Annotated in this window: 16 protein-coding genes and 1 tRNA gene; 12 read left to right on the forward strand and 5 right to left on the reverse strand. The window is 64.2% G+C overall.

Translation table 11 applies throughout. The features are described from left to right. Positions 1–4: 4 nt before the first annotated feature. Positions 5–1,147: a glycosyltransferase family 4 protein gene (locus JQ604_RS14120; protein ID WP_212357999.1), complete on the reverse strand. Its 1,143-nt coding sequence runs from the start codon at positions 1,145–1,147 to the stop codon at positions 5–7. A gap of 315 nt (positions 1,148–1,462) precedes the next feature. Between JQ604_RS14120 and JQ604_RS14125 the strand changes: the two genes are divergently transcribed. Together JQ604_RS14125 and JQ604_RS14130 are read left to right on the forward strand one after the other, a co-directional pair. Then, positions 1,463–3,670, forward strand: a complete 2,208-nt coding sequence (locus tag JQ604_RS14125; protein WP_212358000.1) for a GumC family protein — start codon at positions 1,463–1,465, stop codon at positions 3,668–3,670. A gap of 93 nt (positions 3,671–3,763) precedes the next feature. Further along, positions 3,764–4,885, forward strand: a complete 1,122-nt coding sequence (locus tag JQ604_RS14130) for a glycoside hydrolase family 5 protein (RefSeq protein ID WP_212358001.1) — start codon at positions 3,764–3,766, stop codon at positions 4,883–4,885. A gap of 9 nt (positions 4,886–4,894) precedes the next feature. On the opposite strand, the gene JQ604_RS14135 is transcribed toward JQ604_RS14130, so the two are convergent. Beyond that, a complete protein-coding gene (locus tag JQ604_RS14135; protein WP_212358002.1) occupies positions 4,895–6,241 on the reverse strand; it encodes a lipopolysaccharide biosynthesis protein in 1,347 nt (448 codons plus the stop codon). A gap of 288 nt (positions 6,242–6,529) precedes the next feature. Beyond that, a tRNA-Asn gene (locus JQ604_RS14140) sits at positions 6,530–6,605 on the reverse strand. A gap of 212 nt (positions 6,606–6,817) precedes the next feature. On the opposite strand from JQ604_RS14140, the gene JQ604_RS14145 reads away from it, so the two are divergent. Next, positions 6,818–8,041 (forward strand): FAD-dependent oxidoreductase, encoded by a 1,224-nt coding sequence (locus JQ604_RS14145; protein WP_212358003.1) that lies wholly within the window; start codon positions 6,818–6,820, stop codon positions 8,039–8,041. 6 nt (positions 8,042–8,047) lie between these two features. Here JQ604_RS14145 and JQ604_RS14150 read toward each other — a convergent pair whose 3' ends face one another. Then, complete coding sequence (locus tag JQ604_RS14150; protein ID WP_212358041.1) at positions 8,048–9,184, reverse strand: GNAT family N-acetyltransferase; 1,137 nt, start codon at positions 9,182–9,184, stop codon at positions 8,048–8,050. Positions 9,185–9,441: 257 nt separating this feature from the next. Here JQ604_RS14150 and JQ604_RS14155 point away from each other — a divergent pair, with 257 nt between their 5' ends. Continuing rightward, positions 9,442–11,010, forward strand: a complete 1,569-nt coding sequence (locus JQ604_RS14155) for a hypothetical protein (protein ID WP_212358004.1) — start codon at positions 9,442–9,444, stop codon at positions 11,008–11,010. A gap of 17 nt (positions 11,011–11,027) precedes the next feature. Here the strand turns inward: JQ604_RS14155 and JQ604_RS14160 are convergent, their stop codons facing one another. Beyond that, positions 11,028–11,939, reverse strand: a complete 912-nt coding sequence (locus JQ604_RS14160) for a LysR substrate-binding domain-containing protein (protein WP_212358005.1) — start codon at positions 11,937–11,939, stop codon at positions 11,028–11,030. A gap of 203 nt (positions 11,940–12,142) precedes the next feature. Between JQ604_RS14160 and JQ604_RS14165 the strand changes: the two genes are divergently transcribed. From JQ604_RS14165 to JQ604_RS14200, 8 genes are read left to right on the forward strand one after another with little or no spacing between them, the layout of a single operon-like run. After that, on the forward strand, positions 12,143–13,177 hold the full coding sequence (locus tag JQ604_RS14165; protein ID WP_212358006.1) for an ABC transporter substrate-binding protein: 1,035 nt from the start codon (positions 12,143–12,145) through the stop codon (positions 13,175–13,177). Between the two features lie 27 nt (positions 13,178–13,204). Next, positions 13,205–14,242: an ABC transporter ATP-binding protein gene (locus JQ604_RS14170; protein ID WP_212358007.1), complete on the forward strand. Its 1,038-nt coding sequence runs from the start codon at positions 13,205–13,207 to the stop codon at positions 14,240–14,242. Next, a complete protein-coding gene (locus JQ604_RS14175; RefSeq protein ID WP_212358008.1) occupies positions 14,239–15,138 on the forward strand; it encodes an ABC transporter permease in 900 nt (299 codons plus the stop codon). Before JQ604_RS14170 ends, JQ604_RS14175 begins: the two co-directional genes overlap by 4 nt. Next, positions 15,135–15,941 (forward strand): ABC transporter permease, encoded by an 807-nt coding sequence (locus JQ604_RS14180; RefSeq protein ID WP_212358009.1) that lies wholly within the window; start codon positions 15,135–15,137, stop codon positions 15,939–15,941. The genes JQ604_RS14175 and JQ604_RS14180 overlap by 4 nt, the downstream gene beginning before the upstream one ends. Before the next feature lie 9 nt (positions 15,942–15,950). After that, positions 15,951–17,099, forward strand: a complete 1,149-nt coding sequence (locus JQ604_RS14185) for an NAD(P)/FAD-dependent oxidoreductase (protein ID WP_212358010.1) — start codon at positions 15,951–15,953, stop codon at positions 17,097–17,099. A gap of 25 nt (positions 17,100–17,124) precedes the next feature. Beyond that, entirely contained in the window at positions 17,125–17,421 is a 297-nt protein-coding gene (locus tag JQ604_RS14190; protein WP_212358011.1) for a (2Fe-2S)-binding protein, read from the forward strand. Further along, positions 17,418–18,833, forward strand: coding sequence for an NAD(P)/FAD-dependent oxidoreductase (locus tag JQ604_RS14195; RefSeq protein WP_212358012.1), 1,416 nt, complete (start codon positions 17,418–17,420; stop codon positions 18,831–18,833). The genes JQ604_RS14190 and JQ604_RS14195 overlap by 4 nt, the downstream gene beginning before the upstream one ends. Beyond that, positions 18,830–19,951: an NAD(P)/FAD-dependent oxidoreductase gene (locus JQ604_RS14200; RefSeq protein ID WP_212358013.1), complete on the forward strand. Its 1,122-nt coding sequence runs from the start codon at positions 18,830–18,832 to the stop codon at positions 19,949–19,951. Before JQ604_RS14195 ends, JQ604_RS14200 begins: the two co-directional genes overlap by 4 nt. Positions 19,952–20,242: the final 291 nt, after the last annotated feature.

The raw sequence follows: 20,242 nt of genomic DNA on the forward strand, positions 1-20,242 counted from the left end.
GCGATCACATCGTCTGGTCGATAATTTGCACGTATTCCTCAACCATCGTCTCTACCGAATAGCGCGACCGCAGGCCTTTGGCGTTTCGCCGCAGTTCATTGCTGAGGGTTTCGTCGGTTAAAATTCTCGAAACGGCGGCCGACAGCTTCGCGTTATCTGCGGCATCGACGAAAATTGCCGCCGGCTTGCCGTCGACCGACAATACCTCGCGCAACACGGGCAAATCATTGACGACCAGAGGAAGCCCGGCGCTCGCCGCTTCGACCGCCGCGAGGCCGAAAGTTTCGGCTTGCGAGGGAAACACGAAGACATCCAGGCAAGCGAGGAAACCCGCCATCTCCTGCGGGGAGATTTCGCCGATGAAATGCACCCTGTCGGAGACTTTCAATTCATCCGCCAGAAGCTTCAGCCGCTCCTCGTCCGCGCCCTGGCCGGCCAGCGCGAGATGCCAGGACGGCTCTCCGACGAGGAGGCGGATCGCCGCGTCGAGCCGCTTGTGCGGGTGCAGCCTTGCAGCGCAGCCAAGCAGCGCATGATCGGCGGGCAGCTTGTAGCGTTGCCGCGCGATCCGCTTCGGCAGATCGAGCGCCTTGTCGTCAAACCCGTGCGCGACGTGCTTCATGCGCGCGCGATAGGGGGCGGGGTAACGCGTGTACTCGCGCTGCATGTGCTGCGAGTTGAGCGTGATGAATTTGAAGAAGCCGAGACTGCCCATGATGACGTCGGCGGCACGCACCGGCCAGCTCATCGACATCGCCGACGAGACCTGATTGGCGATGACCGGGGCGCGGCTGACAAGGCGCGTGACACCGCCGCCGATCACGTTGCCGAAATGCTGAAACGTGAGGACCGCATCCGGCTTTACCTGCTTGAGGTGGCGGCACAAGGTCCAAAGCATCTGCACTAGCGCCAGGGGATTTCCCGGCCGGCTTGACGCGCAATAAAGCGTGTTCGGCGGCTCGTCGAAGGAATTCGACTTGCGGAAGAAGAACAGGTTGAAGACGTCATAGCCACGTGCGGCGAGGCCTGCACCGAGGAGCCTTGTGATCTCCTGGGCGCCGGCATTCTCCGCTTGGGTCTGCACCAGAAGCACTCGCCGCTTTGGCATATTCGCTTTTATCAGTTGTGTGGCGGTCGACGACTTCATCGTTGCTCCGCGCGATACCGCTGAAATAGAGCGCGGATGTCTCGCCGGTTGCGTGCAAGGGATATCACCTCTTGCACACCTAATTATCACGCGGTGATTGCCGGGACATCGACTAGCCGGCAACGGAGTTAATAGGGACCTTTCGATCGGACGTCTCGCACACCGCGAGGCGATCGGCACGCAGGATATCGTCAGCACATTAACCAATTGGTCATGGATCACGGCGAGGCGGGCGTAACCGTAGGTTAACCATGGATATTTACGCTGCAGCAGGCCACTGAACAGTGCCTGTCGGTTGAATTTGAGTCCAAACCCATGACGTTCGGTAGCCGCGAAACTCCGCGAGGTTCCGCTCCGACGGAGCCTGCGGCTTCGTGGGAAGCGCCGCGCGTCGCGACGGCCAGGCCGGATCGCGCCGGCACGTCGTTCATCAAGGGATCGCTGACGCTTGCCGGGGCAGTTTCGTTCCTGCGCGAGAACGGCCGGCGTATCCTGATACTGGCGTTGGCGATCTTCACCTTCGGTGTGGTCGTCCTGATGGTTCTTCCGGTCCGGTTTGCCGCGACCGCGCTGGTCGTCGTCGATCCAAGGGAGCAGCGCGTCACGGCCGATCAGGACGTGCTGCCGGGCATTGGCCAGGATGCCGCTGCGCTTCAGAGCGTGATTGAAATCGCCAAGTCGGACGGCTTTCTGCGGCCGTTGATCGAGCAGCTCAAGATCGCAGGCGATGATGATATCGCCGGCGGTCAGACCGACACGACACGTCTGCTCGAAAAACTCCGCAGCCGTCTCGATATTTCGCGCCGAGGTCTCACTTACGTCATCGCGATTACCTTCACCTCGAACAATCCGGAACGGGCGGCCTATTACGCCAATGCCATCGCCGAGGCATTCGTTGCCAATCAAGGGCGCGTGCGCACCGAGGCCACGGATGAGGCGGCGGACTGGCTCAAGAATCGCCTCAAGACGCTGAACGAGCGCTTGCGGACCTCGGAAGATGCCGTCGCCGCCTTCAGGCTCGAGCACAAGATCGTCAATGCCGGCAAGGATTCCACGACCCAGCAATTGCGTGTGACCGATCTGACCCAGCAGGTCTCGGCGGCTCGCGTTCGCACCGAGGAAGCGAAGACGCGATACGAGCAGGCGCAACGCGATCTCAAGGCCAATGTCGATGGGCCGGTGAAGCAGGATCTCCTGAGCATCCTGCGCGCGCAACGCTCGGCCTTGAACGATCAGATTGCGCAAAAAAAGGCGGTGTTCGGCGACCGCCATCCCGACCTCGTGATCTCATACAGCCAGTTGAACGACCTCAATCGGCAGATCGAGGCTGAGCGGAAGAAGAACGTCGATACCGCGAAATCGGAGTATGAAGCCCAGCTTGAACAGCAGAAGTCGCTGGAAAAGCAGCTCAAGGCGGTCGAGACGCAGATGCTGGTGGACGGTCAGGCACTCGTCAGGCTGCAGGAACTGCAGCGCGATGCCGAGGCCAACAAGAACATCTACGAGCAGTTCTTGTCCCGGTTCAAGACGACCAATGAACAGCGTCTGCTGCAGAACTCCCAGACCAAGATCGCCTCGGTCGCCATTCCTCCACTGCGCTCGACCCGTCCGCCGCTGGCGTTGCTGCTCGCGGCGCTGGCGATCGCCTCGATCCTGACCTCGACGGCCGCCGTCGCGGTGATGCCGAGCGCGTCGGACAGACCTGCCGCTGCCAATGCACCTGCCAAAGTGCTTGCCAAGGAACCTGCCAAGGAACCTGCCAAGGCTCCTGTACAGACAGCAAGCGGCAGCACACCTCGTCAGCCGGTCCAACCTGCGGCCGCTGTCCAACCTGCAGCCGCAGCTTCGCGCCAGCCCGCAGCCTTAGTAAACCTTCCGATATGGGTTCGAATTCCTGAGCTGGCGCCAGACGCATCTCACCGCAACGTCTGGCAAAGGCTGATCGCTGCGGCAGCTGAGCTTGACCTCAGCGGTTACCTGCGTCCGCTTCTCGAAAAGATCGGTCATGTTCCGGGAACGGCCGGCAAGGTTGTCTTTGTGATGTCGGTCGGCAAAAAGGCCGGCGGCAACACCGTTGCGCGCTCGCTGAATCGCCTGGCCTTGAACCGGGGCATGCTGAGCGTGCTGATCCAGGTACAGCCGGAATTTGCCGGCACCGAGTCTGCGATGACCGAAGGACAGGGTGGCGCCACCCTCGCCGGGCTTCAGTCGGTCAGCGAGCTCCTGAGCGCCAGCAGAAAAGCCGAAATACGGCCTGCGGACGATATTCGCTCGGAATTCGATCTGATCATCGTTCATGCGACATCTCTGGCCTTGCAGCCCGACGCCGTCACGCTGGCCGCGCATGCGGATCTGGTCATCCTGGTGGTTCACGCGGCCGAGCTCGGCTCGGCGGCGCTGCAAAGGGTCACTGCGGCGCTGTCACGGTTCGATGCCGTGCCGACCGGTGTCATCATCAACCATGAGCCCGCCGGCTCGACCGTTCCTCACCCCGAGCGCAAGGCATTGGGACTGGCGGTCTGACGATTGCCAGGCCGCGCTGCCGGTCGACAACATATCTGGCTCGGGCCGGCACCACATGCCGGCCTTCAACTGTGGCGGACCGCCGTGGCTCACATGCGCAAATTGGTCGTTGCTGCGATCCTGCTGTCGATGTCATTCGCTCAATCGGCCTCGGCGGATACTTGTGTGGCTTTGCCGCATACGGTCGCGCCGGACCGGCTCGCCGCGCTGTCCCGCGGCTTCAATGCCGACGGCTGGATCAACGGTCCGAAGTCCGCTCCCCCGAGCGCGGGATTGCTGCAGCAGCTCCGCAAGGCGGGAATGAGCCATGTCCGGTTGCCGGTGCCTGCAGAGCGCGTCATGCGCCGTTACGCATCGCAGGCAGAACGCGACGAGACGCTGCGGGCGCTCGATCAGGCGTTGAAGCAACTGATGTCGCTTGGCTACGCTGCATCCGTCGATCTGCACCCGGGAGAGCGTTTCAATCGCCTGCATCGCGAGGACCCTGACGCGGCGATGCAGGAGATGGAGGGGGCATGGCGCGATCTTGCCGAGGTCATCCGGGCGTATCCGGCCGACCGTGTCTTCGCGGAGCTGCTCAACGAGCCCGACGTGGAAGCCGACACATGGCAGAGGGAGGTCGAGGCGCTCGCCGGTTTCGTTCGCAGATTGCTTCCCGACACCACGCTCATTGTCGGTCCGGTCAACTGGCAGCGACCCGACTCGCTTCCGGAGTTTCGTCCGCTACCGGATCCAAATACGGTCTACGCCATCCATTTCTACGATCCGATGGTCTTCACCCATCAAGGCCATTGGGACGCGCAGGATCCGCTGCATTGGATCAAGGGATTGCCTTTCCCGATCAGCGCCGACGATCCCAGGGTTCAGGCGATCCGCCGGGACTTGCAGGACGAAAATGCGACGGCGGCCCTTGATATGCTTGAGCGGGCGATTGCTTCCGCCAAGGAAAAGCCGGGAGTCGATCGGTGGCTCGCGCCTGCCGTTGCATGGCAACGGCAGTTCTCGCGGCCCATCATTGTCAACGAGTTCGGCGTGCTGAAAGCCGAAGCTCCCAGGGTGAGTCGGTTGCGCTGGCTCGCCTCAGTGACCGCTTATGCCCGCAAGCATTGCTGGGGCTGGGCGCATTGGGAGTTGGCGCAGGGGTTCGGCCTCGTCGACGCCAGCACGGGCAAGCCCGATGCCGACGTCATGCGGGCGTTGTTGGGATCCCGTTGAGAGGGCCGATCAGTCGTTCGTGTCGGCCACGCGGACCGCGTAGGCCGCGGCTTTGGATGACCTGGAGCACGCCAGCACGAGGATCGAAGGATCAACGCCGGTTCGCCGGCGGCAAAGCACATTGAGAATGATCGTGGCCAGCGCCAGCGACACGGTGGCCGAGATGGCGGCGCCGAGCACGCCGAGCCATGGAATCAGAACGACGAAGCCGAGCAGGCGAAGCACCACGTTGGCGGCGACCACCGGGACATATTGGCCTTCGTGGCCGGTCAATTGGAGAATCGCCGCAGCCGGACCGCCGGCCGCCTGGAATGCCGTCCCGATCGCCAACACGATCAGCACCCAGTGCTGGGCGGCGAAATGGGGGCCGAACAGGCCGAGCAGATAGGGCGCGCCGATCCAGATGATCAGCAGCCCGCTGATGACGCACACGGCGGTGACCTCGGCCATGAGCTTCAGGGTGCGCTCGAATTCCTGCTGATTCTTGCTGAAGTAGAGCGAGGGCAGGCGGCGTGCCGCAAACGTATACAGTGCAGCCGACAGCATCGCGAAGATGTTGGCCAAACGCGACGCGGCGAAATAGACGCCGGCCGTGGCCGGATCCAGCATCCAGTACACCAGGATGACGTCGAAATACTGGTTCGCCGCTTCGAGGATCGAGGCGATCCAGAAACGAAGCGCGCTCGGCCTCCAGCGGGAGGTTTCGTTTCGCGCCGGCACATCGCGCATGTTCGGCAGCGCACGCGCGATCGAAACGATCTGCGCGACCAGCCCGAGCGCCATCGCGACCGCAATCAAGCCGAACAGTTCGACCGGCTCCAGGCGGCCCTGGCCCAACAACACGGCGAGCAGGACCAGGACCACGGCAACGCGCCAGAAAAATTCCCGATTGCCTTCTCCCATCAGAATGCCGACCAGCGATCGCGCGACCTGGCTGCCGAGCATCAATCCGGCGTTCACAGCCGTGAAGGCGCACATCGCGAGTATCAGGGCCCACCCTTCGCCTCGCAGGCCCGCGGCGGTCGCGATCGCCACGATTGCGATCAACATCGCGACGGACGAGATCTTCAGGCTGGAGAGCAGCACGCCCTTGGTGAGGTCGGTTTGCCCGTTCACCTGGTATTCGTTCAGGAACCGGACCAGGAGCAGCTCCTGGCCGACAAGGCCCACCACCGATGCGATCTGGGCAACCGAAAGCCACGTCGCGAAATCGCCAAAGGCGTCGGGCAACATCGCGTGTGCCGCGAGAGAGAACATTGCGAGCGCAAGGCCGCCGCTGCCGACCTTCAGGAGAATGGTCCCGGCAACGCCGCGCGTTACGTCACGCCGTATCAACTGGAGAACAACATCAATCATGAGGAGTGCAGCGCATCTCTCCTTCCAGGACGCTCGCGACAGCGTTGGTGCCGATCGTATCACGCGGGCGAATCCGGAGTGTTAATGCACGGAATGTGCTGCGCAGCGCTTGGCATCGGTCCGATCTCAATACGCGTCGGCAACACACCCTGGTTCGCTCCGGGACAATCTGTCCCTGGTGTCTTCGAACGAGACAGCCGTCGGCCCACCAGAACAGCCCTTCGCAACACTGCAAGGGCGGTCGCCGAAGCGGCGTTTGCCCGATAAACCCGCTCGTTTGAGCGAAAGTGGCTCCCCAGGAGTGGATTCGAACCACCGACCTGACGGTAAACAACCGTCCACTCTACCGCTGAGCTACTGGGGAACAGCACTCACATGGGCTGTTCAGCAAACCGCGTGCCACGATCGAGCCGAGCCCGGCGTCCTCGCGAACATCGTTAGCGGACGCTTGAATCATTGGCGTCGCGTGCGCGGCGGTTAACCTCAATCCCTGAAATGGATCGTTCCGGTTTCGGCAAGCGGATATCAGGCAGGAAAATTGCAATTCCGCTGGGATCAGCCGCCGGAGTCGACCGAATGACAATTGAAGTGAGTGTGGCAGAGCTGATCGCCGCCAGCGCGCCTGACGCCGTTGTCGCAGACGTTGCAATCGTCGGCGGCGGCCTGGCGGGCTCGCTGGCGGCAGCGGTGCTCGCGCGGAGCGGGCATCAGGTCGTTCTGATCGATCGGCGCGCGGTTTATCCCGAGGAGTTCCGCGTCGAAAAGATCGCCGGCCAGCAGCTGGACATCCTTCGGCGGCTGGGATTCGTTCGCGAGCTCGAGGCCGTCGCGTGTCCGTACGACCGCATCATCAACATCAGGGGAGGCGAGGTCGTCGACGTCAGCGTCGGTCAGGCCTACGGGTTTCGCTACGCCGATCTCGTCGCCATGGCACGGCGCCTGCTGCCCGACTCTTCCAGCTTCATCGTCGATCGGGTGACCGGCGTCAGCTGCAGTGACGACGTCCAGGAGCTCGTGCTGGCATCGGGCAGGCGCGTCAGGTCGCGCCTCGTCGTCCTGGCCACCGGCATGGCCGGCGTGCTCGGTCATGACCTCGGAATCAAGCGACGCGTGCTGGCCGAGCGTCACTCGGTTTCATTCGGCTTCACCATTGCGCCGTCGGACGATGCGCCGTTCGCATTCCAGGCGCTGACCTGCTACGGCGACCGGGCCTCCGACGGCGTCGACTATCTCAGCCTGTTTCCGACGTCAGGCGGCATGCGGGCAAACCTGTTCATGTTCCGCGATCCGGCCGATCCGATCATGCGAGAGTTGCGGCGGGATACCAAGGCGACGCTGCTGCGGCTGATGCCCGGATTGCAACCTCATCTCGGCGATTTCCGCGTCGTCGATCAGGTGCAGAATTGGGTGATGGATCTGTTCGCCGTCGAGGGACATCTGCAGCCGGGCGTCGTGCTGATCGGCGATGCCTTTCAAACCAACTGTCCCGCAGCAGGGACCGGCGTGAGCCGTCTCTTGGTCGACGTCGAACGGCTCTGCACGGAGTATGTGCCGCGCTGGCTCGAAACCGACGGCATGGGCACGGAAAAAATCGCGCAGTTCTATTCCGACCACGCCAAGATCGCAGCCGACCAGCGTTCGCTGACCTTGGCGCGCTACCGCCAAGCCCTGACGTCGAACAGCGACATCAGGTGGAACGTGCAGCGCCGCCTGCATTTCCTGCGGCGCAATTTGACCCATCGCGTGGATCGGATCAGGCCGGGATGGATCGCGCGCCTGCGCGGTGCGCTGCGCGCCTGATATCGATCAGCCCGCGCCGGTCGAGCTGCGGGCCGGCAGCAGCTTGAATTCGGCTAGTCGCTTGGCGGCCAGCTTGACCCAGGGCGCCTGTCGCAACGCCAGCAAAGCCAGCGAGCCGGCTGCACTGCCGGCCTGTGTCACGCTCCACATCGGCGATGGCTGCGCGCCAAACAGGCGCTTGTAGGGTTCGTCGCCGATGGTGAAGTCGAGCACCTGATCGCCACGCTCGATGCAATCCCTGGCAACACGCTCGAACATCAGCGCGCCGAGAGACTGGCTCTTGTAGCCTGCGATATCAAACGCGCTCATGATGATCAGGAAGCTGTCCCGGTGGCACAGTCCGAGCACCGTGGCGATCACGTCGCCGTCCATTGTCATGGTGTAGAGCCGCACGAAGCCGCCGATGCTGCGGATTGCGACGTCGGAATAGAAGTCGAAATATTCGGGCCGCTGCAGCAGGTCACCGTCGCCCTGGGCCTGGAATCGCGGGCCGCGATACTTCTTCATCTGCTCCATCGCGACGAGGACGGACGCACTGTCGTCGCAGCACGAAAAACCAAGCTCGCCCTTTTTCTCGATCTGCCGCCATTTCTTGCTGAGCTCCTTCTGATAGGAGCGGTTCAGCGCGCTGGCGCGCCATTGCTCGAAGGGCGCGATCAGGAGGGTCGAGTAGGCATTGGCCTCCGTCGAGGTCCGGCGCGGCGTCGCCAGCAGCGGCTCGATCGGAAATTTCCCATCCGGCAGCTTGGGTATCCGCAGCAGATCGAACGGGCGGAGCAGGCGTCGAATCTTCAGGCCGGCACTCTCGTCCTGCAGCAGATCGGAAAATACCTCGGCCGTGCAAACCGGCGCCAGATAGTCCGAGACGCGAAGGTCGGCGAACTCGATCGTCCGGATCGGGCCGCGTCGCATGCGCAGCAAGGGCAGCACCATTGCCAATGCGCCGGTCGCTCGATCGCGAACCACGACGACAAGCCGCCTTGCGGCTGCCGCAGGCGCGAGCTTGCGATAGAGTGCATCCAGCCAGACGGGATGTTGAAATGCGGTCGCGGCCGACCGATCGAACAGCTCGACGTATTCCTGGGACAAAAAGTCAAATGCGTCGTCGATGCTGACATCGAACGCGTCTTTGTTTTTGTTCATTCCTGAAACCAAAACAACCGGGTCATTGCCAAAAAACCGGTCGAGCCGGAGCTGGTGTCTTATAGCAGAGCCGGTACGTTCCGGGCACCGGGGGATTGTGATTTGGATTAACGAACTCCCGTTGCGTTGCTGGTTGTTTCCGCGCGGCGCGCGCTCGCGAATTCGCAATAATGTCATGCTGCGTCTCGTTATCGTTAACGGATCTTTACACATTCCGCGCTATCGCGATTGACGCTCGATGCTAAAGGTACGACGTAATGAGTGCCCGGTTCTCGCCGCAGTATCAGACTCTGCAGCCTGGCATCTCCGAGCAGCTGCCCGAGCCGTTGCGCGAGCTCGTTCCGACGCTCTGCATCGCCATCGCAACGATCGCCTTTGCGCCGGTTTTGCACGTGGCGAACCCGATCCTGGCCATTGCCGTCGAAACACTGATCGGTGTCGCCATTGTCGTTGCGGCTCCGACCCATGCGCCGGCCGTCGCGATCTTCGTGCTGTTCTTTCAGAACCTGTTCGTCTCGCTGCTGTCGCCGCTGGTTTCGGTTCCGTCCGATCTCGACTTCATGAAGGGCTACAATTTTCTCGTTTGCTCCGTGATGTGGCTCGCCACGTTCGCGCTGTATGTGTTGGGCCGGCGCAACCAGTCGGCAGATGCCAATCGGATCATGGGCTGGGGTATCTTCACGCTGGCCGTGGTGGGACTGTATTTCGCGATCGGCTTCGTCCAGAACGGCCAGGCGGCGTCGGTCTATCTGCGCAATATCGTGCTTCCGCTGTTCCTGTTTCAGCTTTCGCTGCTGACCGCCGCGACCTATCAGGTTCGGGCGACGCCGTTCCTGGTGACGCTCGGGATCGTTCTCATCCTGTGCGGCTACATCGAGTTCGCCTTCCGCGACTTCTGGCTCGCCGTCACCAACGGCTATACGTTCTGGGGCTTCGACGAGCTGAAGGCGACCCATTCGGGCACCTGGGAGGCCGAGATGCGGGCCACCGGAAATGTGCCCGTCACCCTGAAGGATCGCTTCAGCTTCGACTTCCTGAATACGCCGCTGCTCGAAGGGTTCGGTCTGTCGAAGATCCTGCGTATCCACGGCCCGAACATGAGCGCGATCAGCTTTGGCTACGGGATCGCATTTTTCGGTTTGTTCCTGGCGTCGGTCGGACGTCCGCTGTTCGCGCTTGCTGCGCTGCCTCTCCTCATTCTCTGCAGCGTCAAGGGAGCTCTCATCACGGTGATCTTCGTGGTCGCGGCCTGGATCTCGACCCGCCTGCTTGGCGCCGTGGTGACGCTCGGGCTCGGCCTGGTCGGCTTGATGGTCTTTGCGATCGTTGCGATCCATGTCGGCTTGCAGATCGGCGACTATCACGTCATCGGCCTGATGGGCGGCTGGCACGGTTTCCTCGAGAAGCCGCTTGGCCGTGGCCTCGGCATCGGCGGCAATCTGTCGGAGGGCTATTTCTCGATCGACTGGAGCGCTGCGCAGCAAGCCGGAACGATCGACGGCGCGGTCGAAAGCGCGGTCGGCGTCTTGATCTACCAAATGGGCATCGCCGCCTTTGTGCCGCTCGGCTTCTATTTCGCAATGGCGCTGAAGGCCTGGCGTCTCTATGCGTCTTCGGGAAACCTGACGCAGGGTCTTGCCGGTTTCGGCGTCATGGTCGTGCTGCTGAATGGCCTGTTCCAGGAAGAGGCCTTGTTCGCACCGCCGGCGCTCGGCCTGCTGCTGGCGCTGACCGGACTGGTGATCGGAAGCCAGATCAGGATGCAGACCATCGCCGATCGGGAGGCCGAGCTCGATCCGTCGATCGGTTACCGGCCAGCGGCGTAGCACAATCCGGGGCGACGTCAGCCGGGCGGCGCGTCGTTGATCTCGAGTAGCGCCTGACGCACCGCTTCCACCAGATCCAGCGCAACCGGCGAGGGGCTGCGCTGCGGCGGGAAGACAGCGGCGAATTCGAAATCGATCCGCGGCACGAAGCGTCGCACGACGACGCCGCGGGTGGAGAATTCCTGCGCGGTGAAGGGATCGCAGATCGCGACGCCGAGTCCTGACGACACCATCCCGCACATGATCTCCGACAGCGTTGTCTCGACCCGCAGCACGCGGCGGACGTCGTCGCGGTTGAAGGCCTGATCGACCAGATGCCGTCCGGTCGATCCGGCGGACAGCGAGATGAATGTCTCGCCCTCGAAATCGCGCGGCTCCAGTACTTGTCTTGCCGCCAGCCGATGTCCGGTCGGCAGCACCGCGACACGCGCCGGCGGCGGCAGCCGCAGGCTCGGCAGGCCGGAATGCGCGATCGGCACTTCGGCGAAGCCGAGGTCGCATTGGTTGTTCAAGACCCAGTCGACCACGATCGGCGAGATCACGCCGAAGAAGGCGAGGTTGAGGTTGGGCCGCTCTTTCAGGAAGTGTCCGGCGAGCCGCGGCAGATAGCCGTTCGACAGCGCCGGCAGTGCTGCGATCCGCAACGTGCCGGTGCGGCGGCCGCGGATCTCCTCGGCGGCGGCCGCGATGCGTTCGAGCCCGACGAAGGAGCGCTCGACCTCGGTATAAAGCGCGGTCGCCGCCGCGGTCGGCACCAGGCCGGTGCCGCGCCGCTCGAACAGCTCCATCTTCAGCAGCGCCTGGAAGTCGCGCAGCAACCGGCTGACCGCTGGCTGGGTCACAGCGATCAGTTTTGCTGCCTCGGTCACGCTGCCGGTCAGCATCATCGCCCGGAAAGCTTCCACCTGCCGCGAGTTGATCCGCGCCATTCCGCTGGTCCCATTCATAACATTTCAGCATGTACAGGGTGGCATTATTCATTGGACGACGAAAGCGGCCATGGCAGTATTTTCATCAGCGCTGGAGACAGCCTGCTTTTTCGGCAGATTCGGGCCAAATCGCCCCGATCGCCAAAGGATGGCGCGCTTCGGCTCGAGATCGTTAGCCCCGTCCCGGTATTGGAGATCGATAGATGAAGTCTCTCAGCCTTCTCACCGCGCTCAGTCTCACGACCCTCGCCGCGATCTCGTCTGATGTCTCGGCCCAGCAGAAGACACTCTATGTTGCCGGCTACGGCGGCTCGTTCGAGAAGACGATCCGCGACGAGGTGATCCCGGGTTTCGAGAAGGCGAACGGCGTCAAGGTCGAGTATGTCGCCGGCAATTCGACGGACACGCTGGCCAAGCTGCAGGCCCAGAAGGGCAACCAGCAGATCGATGTCGCGATCGTCGACGACGGTCCGATGTATCAGGCGATCCAGCTCGGTTTCTGCGGCAAGCTCGATGGCCTCCCGGCCGATCTCTACGATGCTGCGCGCTTCAAGGGCGACAGCGCGGTCGCGATCGGTATCGTCGCCACCGGCCTGATGTACAACACCAAGGTGTTTGCCGAGAAAGGCTGGGCGCCGCCGACCTCGTGGAACGACCTGAAGGATCCGAAATACGCCAAGCAGCTGGTGATCCCGCCGATCAACAACACATACGGCCTCGAAGCGCTGGTGATGCTGTCGAAGATGAATGGCGGCGGCGAGTCCAACGTCGAGTCCGGCTTCAAGATCTTCAAGACCGACATCAATCCGAACGTGCTCGCCTACGAGCCATCGCCGGGCAAGATGACCGAGCTGTTCCAGTCCGGTCAGGCCGTGATCGCGGTGTGGGGCACCGGCCGCGTGCAGAGCTTTGCCAACACCGGCTTCCCCGTCGACTTCGTCTATCCGAAGGAAGGGGCGGCCACGCTGCTGACGACGGCCTGTCCGATTGCCAAGCCGAACGCGTCGCCGCTGGCCGCAAGCTTCATCAAGATGTTGCTCGATCCCAAAATCCAGCTCGTGATGCTGAAGGACTACGGCTACGGCCCGGTGCTGAAGTCGCTGGTGATTCCCCCCGAGCTCGGCAAGATGGCGCCGATCGGCGAGCGCGCGGCAAAGCTCTATAATCCGGACTGGACTGTCATCAACGAGAAGCGCGAGGAATGGACCAAGCGCTGGAACCGCGAGGTTGAACGTTGAGCTGACCGGCCGCGCCGGAGACCATCCATGGCCTATCTCGAGCTCGATCGGGTCGCCAAGCAGTTCGGCGCGCAGACTGTCGTCGATGACTTCAGTCTCGCGGTCGGCAAGGGGGAGTTCGTTTCCTTCCTCGGTCCATCCGGCTGCGGCAAGACCACGACCTTGCAGATGATCGCGGGATTCCTCGAGCCGACGCGTGGCACGATCCGGCTTGAGGGCAGTCATCTGACCAAGGTCCATCCGGCCAAGCGCGGGCTCGGCATCGTTTTTCAGAGCTACGCGCTGTTTCCGCACATGACCGCGGCGGAAAACGTCGCGTTCGGCCTCGAAATGCGGAACGTACCGCGCGACGAGCGTGCCGAACGGGTCCGTTCGGCGCTCGCGATGGTCGGGCTCGCCGGCTACGAGGAGCGCTATCCGCGCCGGATGTCCGGCGGCCAGCAGCAACGCGTGGCGCTGGCGCGGGCGCTGGTGATCCGGCCGAGCGTGCTGCTGCTCGACGAGCCCCTGTCGAACCTCGACGCCAAGCTGCGCGAAGGCATGCAGATCGAGCTGCGCCAGATCCAGCGCACGCTCGGCACCACCACGATCCTGGTCACCCATGACCAGAACGAGGCGATGTCGCTGTCCGATCGGATCGTGGTGATGAGCCAGGGCAGGATCGAGCAGATCGGCACGCCGCAGGACACCTATGAGCGGCCAGCCTCGGCTTTCGTCTCGCAGTTCCTCGGCAAGACCAACGATTTCGCCGCGACGATCGATCGAACCGTTGCGTCCGCGCGTCTGGTCGCGGGCTCCTGGAGCGCGCCGGCCCCGGCGGGGTTCAATGGCTCGGTGACGATCAGCCTTCGTCCTGAAAGGATCGGCTTTGCAGACACGGGACTCGCCGCAAAGATCATCACGCGCATCTTCCAGGGCAATCATTGGCTGTTCCAGTGCGAGAGCGAATGCGGCCCTGCGATCGTGATCCGGCAGAATGACGGCCAGCCGCAACCGGCCGAAGGGGATGTGGTGCGCCTCACGTGGCGGGTCGAGGACATGAGCCTGCGCGGAGGCGGCGCATGAGCGCCGCTGCCGATACCGCGTCGGCCGCGCCCGCCGATGATCGGAGGGCAGGCGCGCCGTGGGCACTGGCCGCACCCGCGCTGATGCTGTTCGTCGGCGTGCTCGTGATCCCGCTTGCGATGACTGTGATGCTGTCGTTCCACGATTGGGGCCAGTACAAGGGCATCGAGCCGGTTTTCATCCTGAAGAATTGGCATGAGATCGCGACTGATCCCTATTACGCCGAGATGTTCTGGCGGACGTTTCGCATCGCGATCCTGACGACATTCCTCACCGCCGTGCTCGGCGCGCCCGAGGCGTACATCCTCAACCGCATGAGCGGGCGCTGGCGGAGCGTCTTTCTGCTCGTGATCCTCGGGCCGCTCTTGATCTCCGTGGTCGCGCGCACGCTCGGCTGGGCGCTGCTGTTCGGCGGCAACAATGGTCTCGTCAACAAGCTCATGATGTCGCTCGGGCTGATCCGCGCGCCGATTCCCTTCATGTTCACCGAGACCGGCATGGTGGTCGCGCTCGCGCATGTGATGATGCCGTTCATGGTGCTGTCGGTGTGGGCGGCGCTGCAGCGGCTCGATCCGCAGATCGAGAATGCCGCGCTGTCGCTTGGTGCCGGCCCCGTGACCATCATCCGCCGCATCGTCATGCCGCAGATCATGCCGGGCGTGCTGTCGGGGGCGATCATCGTGTTCTCGCTGTCGGCCAGTGCGTTCGCCACGCCCGCGATCATCGGCGGCCGCCGGCTGAAGGTCGCGGCGACGCTGGCATATGACGAATTCCTCAACACGCTGAACTGGCCGCTCGGCGCGGCGGTCGCCACCCTCTTGCTGGTGGCGCTGGTGCTGATCGTGGTCGGCAGCAACGCGCTGATCGAGCGGCGGTACGCGGAGGTGTTCCGATGACGCGGAACGGCCCGCTCGCACTCGCATTCCACACCGTCTTCGTCATCGTCATGCTGGCGCCGATCGTGGTCGTGTGCCTCGTCGCCTTCACGCCGGAAGGCTATCTGTCGCTGCCGACCAATGGCTTCTCGCTGCGCTGGTTCAGGACCATCGCGAACTATCCCGAATTCGTTCATGCGTTCTGGGTCAGTCTCGGCCTCGGCGCGCTGTCCTCCTTCGTGGCCGTTGCGTTCGCCGTGCCGGCGGCATTGGCGATCGCGCGCTACAAGTTCCCCGGCCGCGACGCATTGTCGGCACTGTTCCTGTCGCCCTTGATGATTCCGCATGTCGTGCTCGGCATCGCCTTCCTGCGCTTCTTCACCTCGGTCGGCATCGGCGGCACGTTCTCCGCACTGTTGATCGCGCATGTGATCGTGGTGTTTCCGTTCGCCCTGCGCCTGACGCTCGCGGCCGCCACCGGCATGGATCGCTCCGTCGAGATGGCTGCCGTCTCGCTCGGCGCCGGCAGCTTCACTCTGTTCCGCCGCGTGACCTTGCCGCTGATCCTGCCGGGCGTCATCAGCGGCTGGGCGCTCGCCTTCATCCAGTCCTTTGACGATCTCACCATGACCGTCTTCCTGGCCGCGCCCGGCACCGAGACGCTGCCGGTGCGCATGTTCCTTTACATCCAGGACAACATCGATCCGCTGGTGACATCGGTCTCTGCCTGCGTCATCGCGATCACCATGACCGCCCTCATTTTGCTCGACCGCCTTTACGGGCTCGACCGCGTGCTCGCGGGAAAAAGCGATCCGGGGCGATAGGAGAAGTTGATGCCAAGGAAATATGGCGGCGAATATGACGTCGCCGTCGTCGGTGGCGGGCTGCTCGGCTCCGCGATTGCGTGGGGCCTTGGCCGGCTTGGCAAGACGGTTGCCGTGCTCGACGAGGGCGACATCGCCAAGCGCGCCTCGCGCGCCAATTTTGCGCTGGTCTGGGTGCAGAGCAAGGGGCTGGGCATGCCGGCCTATACCGGCTGGACGGTGCGTGCCTCGCAGGCCTGGCCGAAGCTTGCCGCCGCGCTGCAGCAGCAGACCGGTCTCGACGTCTGCCTGCAGCAGAACGGCGGCTTCCATCTGACGCTCGGCGATGACGAGTTCGCGCAGCGCGGCCAGCTCGTCACGCGCATGCACAACCAGGTTGGTGCGGCCGACTACCGGATGGAGATGATGTCGGCGTCGGATGTGAAAAAGGCGCTGCCGCTGATTGGACCCGAAGTGTCGGGCGGCAGCTTCTGTCCGTTCGACGGTCACGTAAATTCGCTGCGCACCTTCCGCGCCTTCCACGCCGGCTTCAAGGCGTTCGGCATTGACTACTTCCCGGAGCGGCCGGTTTCGGCGATCACGCGCAACGACAGCGAATTTCGTTTGACGACGCCGGGCGGCGAGATCCGGTCCGAAAAGGTCGTACTCGCCGCAGGGAATGCCAACCAGGCGCTCGCGCCGATGGTCGGCCTGTTCGCGCCGATGGGGCCGACGCGCGGCCAGATCGTGGTGACCGAGCGCACCATGCCGTTCCTGCCGCATCCGCTGACCACGATCCGCCAGACCGACGAGGGCACCGTGATGATCGGCGACAGCAAGGAGGACGAGCTCGACGATCGCGTGCTGAAGCATCCGATCAGCGGCGTGATGGCTGACCGGGCGCAGCGGATGTTTCCGCATCTGGCGCGGCTCAATGTGGTCAGGAGCTGGGCCGGCATTCGCGTGATGCCGCAGGACGGCTTTCCGATCTACGACCAGTCGGAAGCCCATCCCGGCGCCTTCGTCGCCTGCTGCCATTCCGGCGTCACGCTGGCCTCCAACCACGCCTTCGATGTCGCGCGCATGGTCGCCGGCGGCGCGCTCGAGCCGGAGTTGGTCGGTGCGTTCTCGGCCAGCCGCTTCGGCTGCGAGGGCGCCACCAATAACAGCGGTTACTAAAGTGAAGGAGCCTGGAGGCATCCCCATGTTCAGACGATCCGAACTCGACCACAGGCCTTCCGTGCAAATCTTCGTGGACGGCGCCGCCGTCGCCGCGCGCGAGGGCGACACCGTGTCTGCCGCGCTGCTCGCCTCCGGCCGCGACGTGCGCCGCCTGACCGCTGTCAGCGGCGCGCCGCGTCTGCCGTACTGCATGATGGGCGTGTGCTTCGACTGCCTCGTCACCATCGACGGCGTCGGCAATCGCCAGGGCTGTTTGGTGCCTGTAGCCGAGGGCATGCAGGTCGAACTGCAAAAGGGCAAGCGGGAGATCGGACGATGACGATGCCGAGGCGCGATGCTTACGACGTCGTGGTGATCGGGGCCGGGCCGGCCGGGCTCGCCGCTGCCACGACCGCGGCCGAGGCAGGATTGTCGACACTGCTGCTCGACGAGAACGCAGGTCCCGGCGGCCAGGTGTTCCGCGCCATCGCCGCGACACCGGTGACGGATCGCAAGCAGCTCGGTGCCGATTACTGGGTCGGCGCCGACCTCGTGCAGGCGCTGCGCGCCACGAGCGCCGAAGTTATTCACCGCGCCACGGTGTGGAGTCTCGATCGCAACCTCGAGATCGGCGTCTCCATCGGCGGCGCCTCGGCTTTCGTCAAGGCGCGACGCGTGATCCTCGCGACCGGTGCGCTGGAGCGGCCGTTCCCGATTCCCGGCTGGACATTGCCCGGCGTCATGACGGCTGGCGCAGCACAGACCATGCTGAAGGCGTCGGCGCTGGTCCCCGATGGTCGCACCGTGATCGCGGGGCAGGGGCCGCTGCTCTGGCTGCTCGCCGCGCAGATCCTGCGGCTCGGCGGCCGCATCGACCGCATTCTCGACACCACCGAGCGCCGCAACTATTTCGCCGCGCTGCCTCACGCGTTCGCATTCCTCACGTCGCCCTATTTCGCCAAGGGCCTCGCCCTGATGCGGGAGGTGCGGGCGAAGGTGCCGGTCGTCTCCGGTGTCAGCGAGCTTGTCGCCGCCGGCGATGGCCAGCTCGCGACCGTGAGCTATGTTGCCGGCGGCCGGCGCGAGACGATGTATGCGGATCTGCTGCTGCTGCATCAGGGCGTCGTGCCCAACGTCAATCTGGCGATGGCCGCCGGCGTCGAGCATCGCTGGGACGAGATGCAGCTGTGCTGGTCGCCGGTGCTTGACGCCGATGGCCATTCGTCCGTCGCCGGTATCGCGATCGCCGGCGATGGCGCTGGGATCGGCGGCGCCGGCGCGGCGGTGGTGCGCGGTCGCATCGCTGCGCGCGCAGCGGTGGAGGCGCTGGCGCCGGCTTCTGCCGCGAAGCTTGCGCAGATGGCAGCCTTGCGTGCCGATCTCGCTCACGCCGAGCGCGGCCGCGTCTTCCTCGATTCCCTGTTTCGTCCCGCGGTGCAATTCCGCATTCCCTCCGGTGACACCATCGTCTGTCGCTGCGAGGAGGTCACAGCGAAGGATGTTCTCGACTCCGTTGCGATCGGGGCGACAGGGCCCAATCAACTCAAGGCCTATCGCCGCACCGGCATGGGTCCGTGCCAGGGGCGGCTGTGTGGTCTCACCGTCACCGAGCTGATGGCCGAGGCGCGGGCCAAGACTCCGCAGGAGATCGGCTACTACCGGCTCCGCGCGCCGGTGAAGCCGATCACGCTGGCCGAGCTCGCCTCCGTTCCGAGCACCGAGGATGACGTCAAGGCGGTGGTGCGCGGATGACCACACGCGTGGATGCGATCGTCGTCGGCGGCGGCATCCACGGATGCTCGACCGCGCTGCATCTCTGCCTTGCCGGCATGAAGCCGGTGCTGATCGAAAAGGACTATGCCGGCCGCCACGCTTCCGGCGTCAATGCCGGCGGCGTGCGGCAGCTGATGCGGCACGTGCCGGAGATTCCGCTGTCGATCCGCTCGATGGGAATCTGGGAGCGGATCGGCGAGCTGCTCGACGATGACTGCAGTTTTGAGAGCCACGGCCAGGTGCTGGTCGCGGAGGACGAGGGCGAGCTCGCGACCTGCCGCGCGCGGGTCGCGGAGTTGAATGCGCTCGGCTTCACCCATGAAGAACTCATCGACGCCGCCGAGTTGCGGCGGCTGGTGCCGGCCGTCGCCGAGACCTGTCCCGGCGGCGTGGTGTCGCGGCGCGATGGCGCGGCCAATCCGGCGCAGGCCACGACGGCGTTCCGCCGCAAGGCCGAGCAGCTCGGCGCCACCGTGCGCGAGGGCATGGCTGCCACCAATGTCCGCCAGCACGACGGGCTCTGGCATGTCGACGTCGGCAGCGACAGCTACGCTGCGCCGGTGCTGGTCAACGCCGCCGGCGCCTGGGCGGGACGCATCGCGGCGGATCTCGGCGAGCCGGTGCCGGTCGAGACCGTCGCGCCGATGCTGATGATCACCTCGCGCGTGCCGCATTTCATCGATCCCGTCGTGATCCTGCGCGGCCGCAAATTGTCCTTCAAGCAGTTCGCCAACGGCACCGTGCTGATCGGCGGCGGCCATCTGGCGACACCCGATCAGGATCGCAACGAGACGGTGCTGGACTGGAGGAGTCTTGCGGTCAGCGCGCGCACCGTGTTCGAGCTGTTTCCGGTAATGCGCAACGCCACCATCATGCGCGCCTGGGCCGGCATCGAGGCCAGGACCAGGGACGATCTGCCGGTGTTCGGACCGAGCGCGCGGCACAAGGGCCTCTATCACCAGTTCGGCTTCTCGCTGCACGGCTTTCAGCTCGGCCCCGGCGCGGGTGCTGTCATGGCGGAGTTGATCGTGAATGGCGGCACGCAGACGCGGGTTGGTGATCTCGGGATCGAGCGGTTCGGTTCATACACGGTTTGAAGCTATACGCGGTGTCATCACCCGCGCATGCGGGTGATCCAGTATTCCAGAGGCCGTAGTGATTGAGCCGATAGGCTGCGGCGTACTGGGTCGCCCGCTCCAGTGCGCAAGTGCGCACAAGGCGGGCGATGACAGTTGAATGTGAGGACACAGCTTCGCATTCTCGCGACATGTTTTGTCCGAGTCTTGCTCTTCGTTCCGCCCCGCTCCGTAGCGAGGGCGCAGGGAAGACCGGGTGCACGCCGCACCCGCGGTCTCATGCGCCATGTGCACAAAAGAAAGTGCGCGCAC

The sequence above is a fragment of the Bradyrhizobium jicamae genome, from assembly GCF_018130695.1.
Lineage (GTDB): Bacteria > Pseudomonadota > Alphaproteobacteria > Rhizobiales > Xanthobacteraceae > Bradyrhizobium > Bradyrhizobium jicamae_B.

Bases quoted from the DNA above. Each gene is read 5' to 3' on its own strand.
- JQ604_RS14120 (WP_212357999.1), bottom strand. From the start codon at position 1,147: ATGAAGTCGTCGACCGCCACACAACTGATAAAAGCGAATATGCCAAAG.
- JQ604_RS14125 (WP_212358000.1), top strand. From the start codon at position 1,463: ATGACGTTCGGTAGCCGCGAAACTCCGCGAGGTTCCGCTCCGACGGAG.
- JQ604_RS14130 (WP_212358001.1), top strand. From the start codon at position 3,764: ATGCGCAAATTGGTCGTTGCTGCGATCCTGCTGTCGATGTCATTCGCT.
- JQ604_RS14135 (WP_212358002.1), bottom strand. From the start codon at position 6,241: ATGATTGATGTTGTTCTCCAGTTGATACGGCGTGACGTAACGCGCGGC.
- JQ604_RS14145 (WP_212358003.1), top strand. From the start codon at position 6,818: ATGACAATTGAAGTGAGTGTGGCAGAGCTGATCGCCGCCAGCGCGCCT.
- JQ604_RS14150 (WP_212358041.1), bottom strand. From the start codon at position 9,184: ATGAACAAAAACAAAGACGCGTTCGATGTCAGCATCGACGACGCATTT.
- JQ604_RS14155 (WP_212358004.1), top strand. From the start codon at position 9,442: ATGAGTGCCCGGTTCTCGCCGCAGTATCAGACTCTGCAGCCTGGCATC.
- JQ604_RS14160 (WP_212358005.1), bottom strand. From the start codon at position 11,939: ATGGCGCGGATCAACTCGCGGCAGGTGGAAGCTTTCCGGGCGATGATG.
- JQ604_RS14165 (WP_212358006.1), top strand. From the start codon at position 12,143: ATGAAGTCTCTCAGCCTTCTCACCGCGCTCAGTCTCACGACCCTCGCC.
- JQ604_RS14170 (WP_212358007.1), top strand. From the start codon at position 13,205: ATGGCCTATCTCGAGCTCGATCGGGTCGCCAAGCAGTTCGGCGCGCAG.
- JQ604_RS14175 (WP_212358008.1), top strand. From the start codon at position 14,239: ATGAGCGCCGCTGCCGATACCGCGTCGGCCGCGCCCGCCGATGATCGG.
- JQ604_RS14180 (WP_212358009.1), top strand. From the start codon at position 15,135: ATGACGCGGAACGGCCCGCTCGCACTCGCATTCCACACCGTCTTCGTC.
- JQ604_RS14185 (WP_212358010.1), top strand. From the start codon at position 15,951: ATGCCAAGGAAATATGGCGGCGAATATGACGTCGCCGTCGTCGGTGGC.
- JQ604_RS14190 (WP_212358011.1), top strand. From the start codon at position 17,125: ATGTTCAGACGATCCGAACTCGACCACAGGCCTTCCGTGCAAATCTTC.
- JQ604_RS14195 (WP_212358012.1), top strand. From the start codon at position 17,418: ATGACGATGCCGAGGCGCGATGCTTACGACGTCGTGGTGATCGGGGCC.
- JQ604_RS14200 (WP_212358013.1), top strand. From the start codon at position 18,830: ATGACCACACGCGTGGATGCGATCGTCGTCGGCGGCGGCATCCACGGA.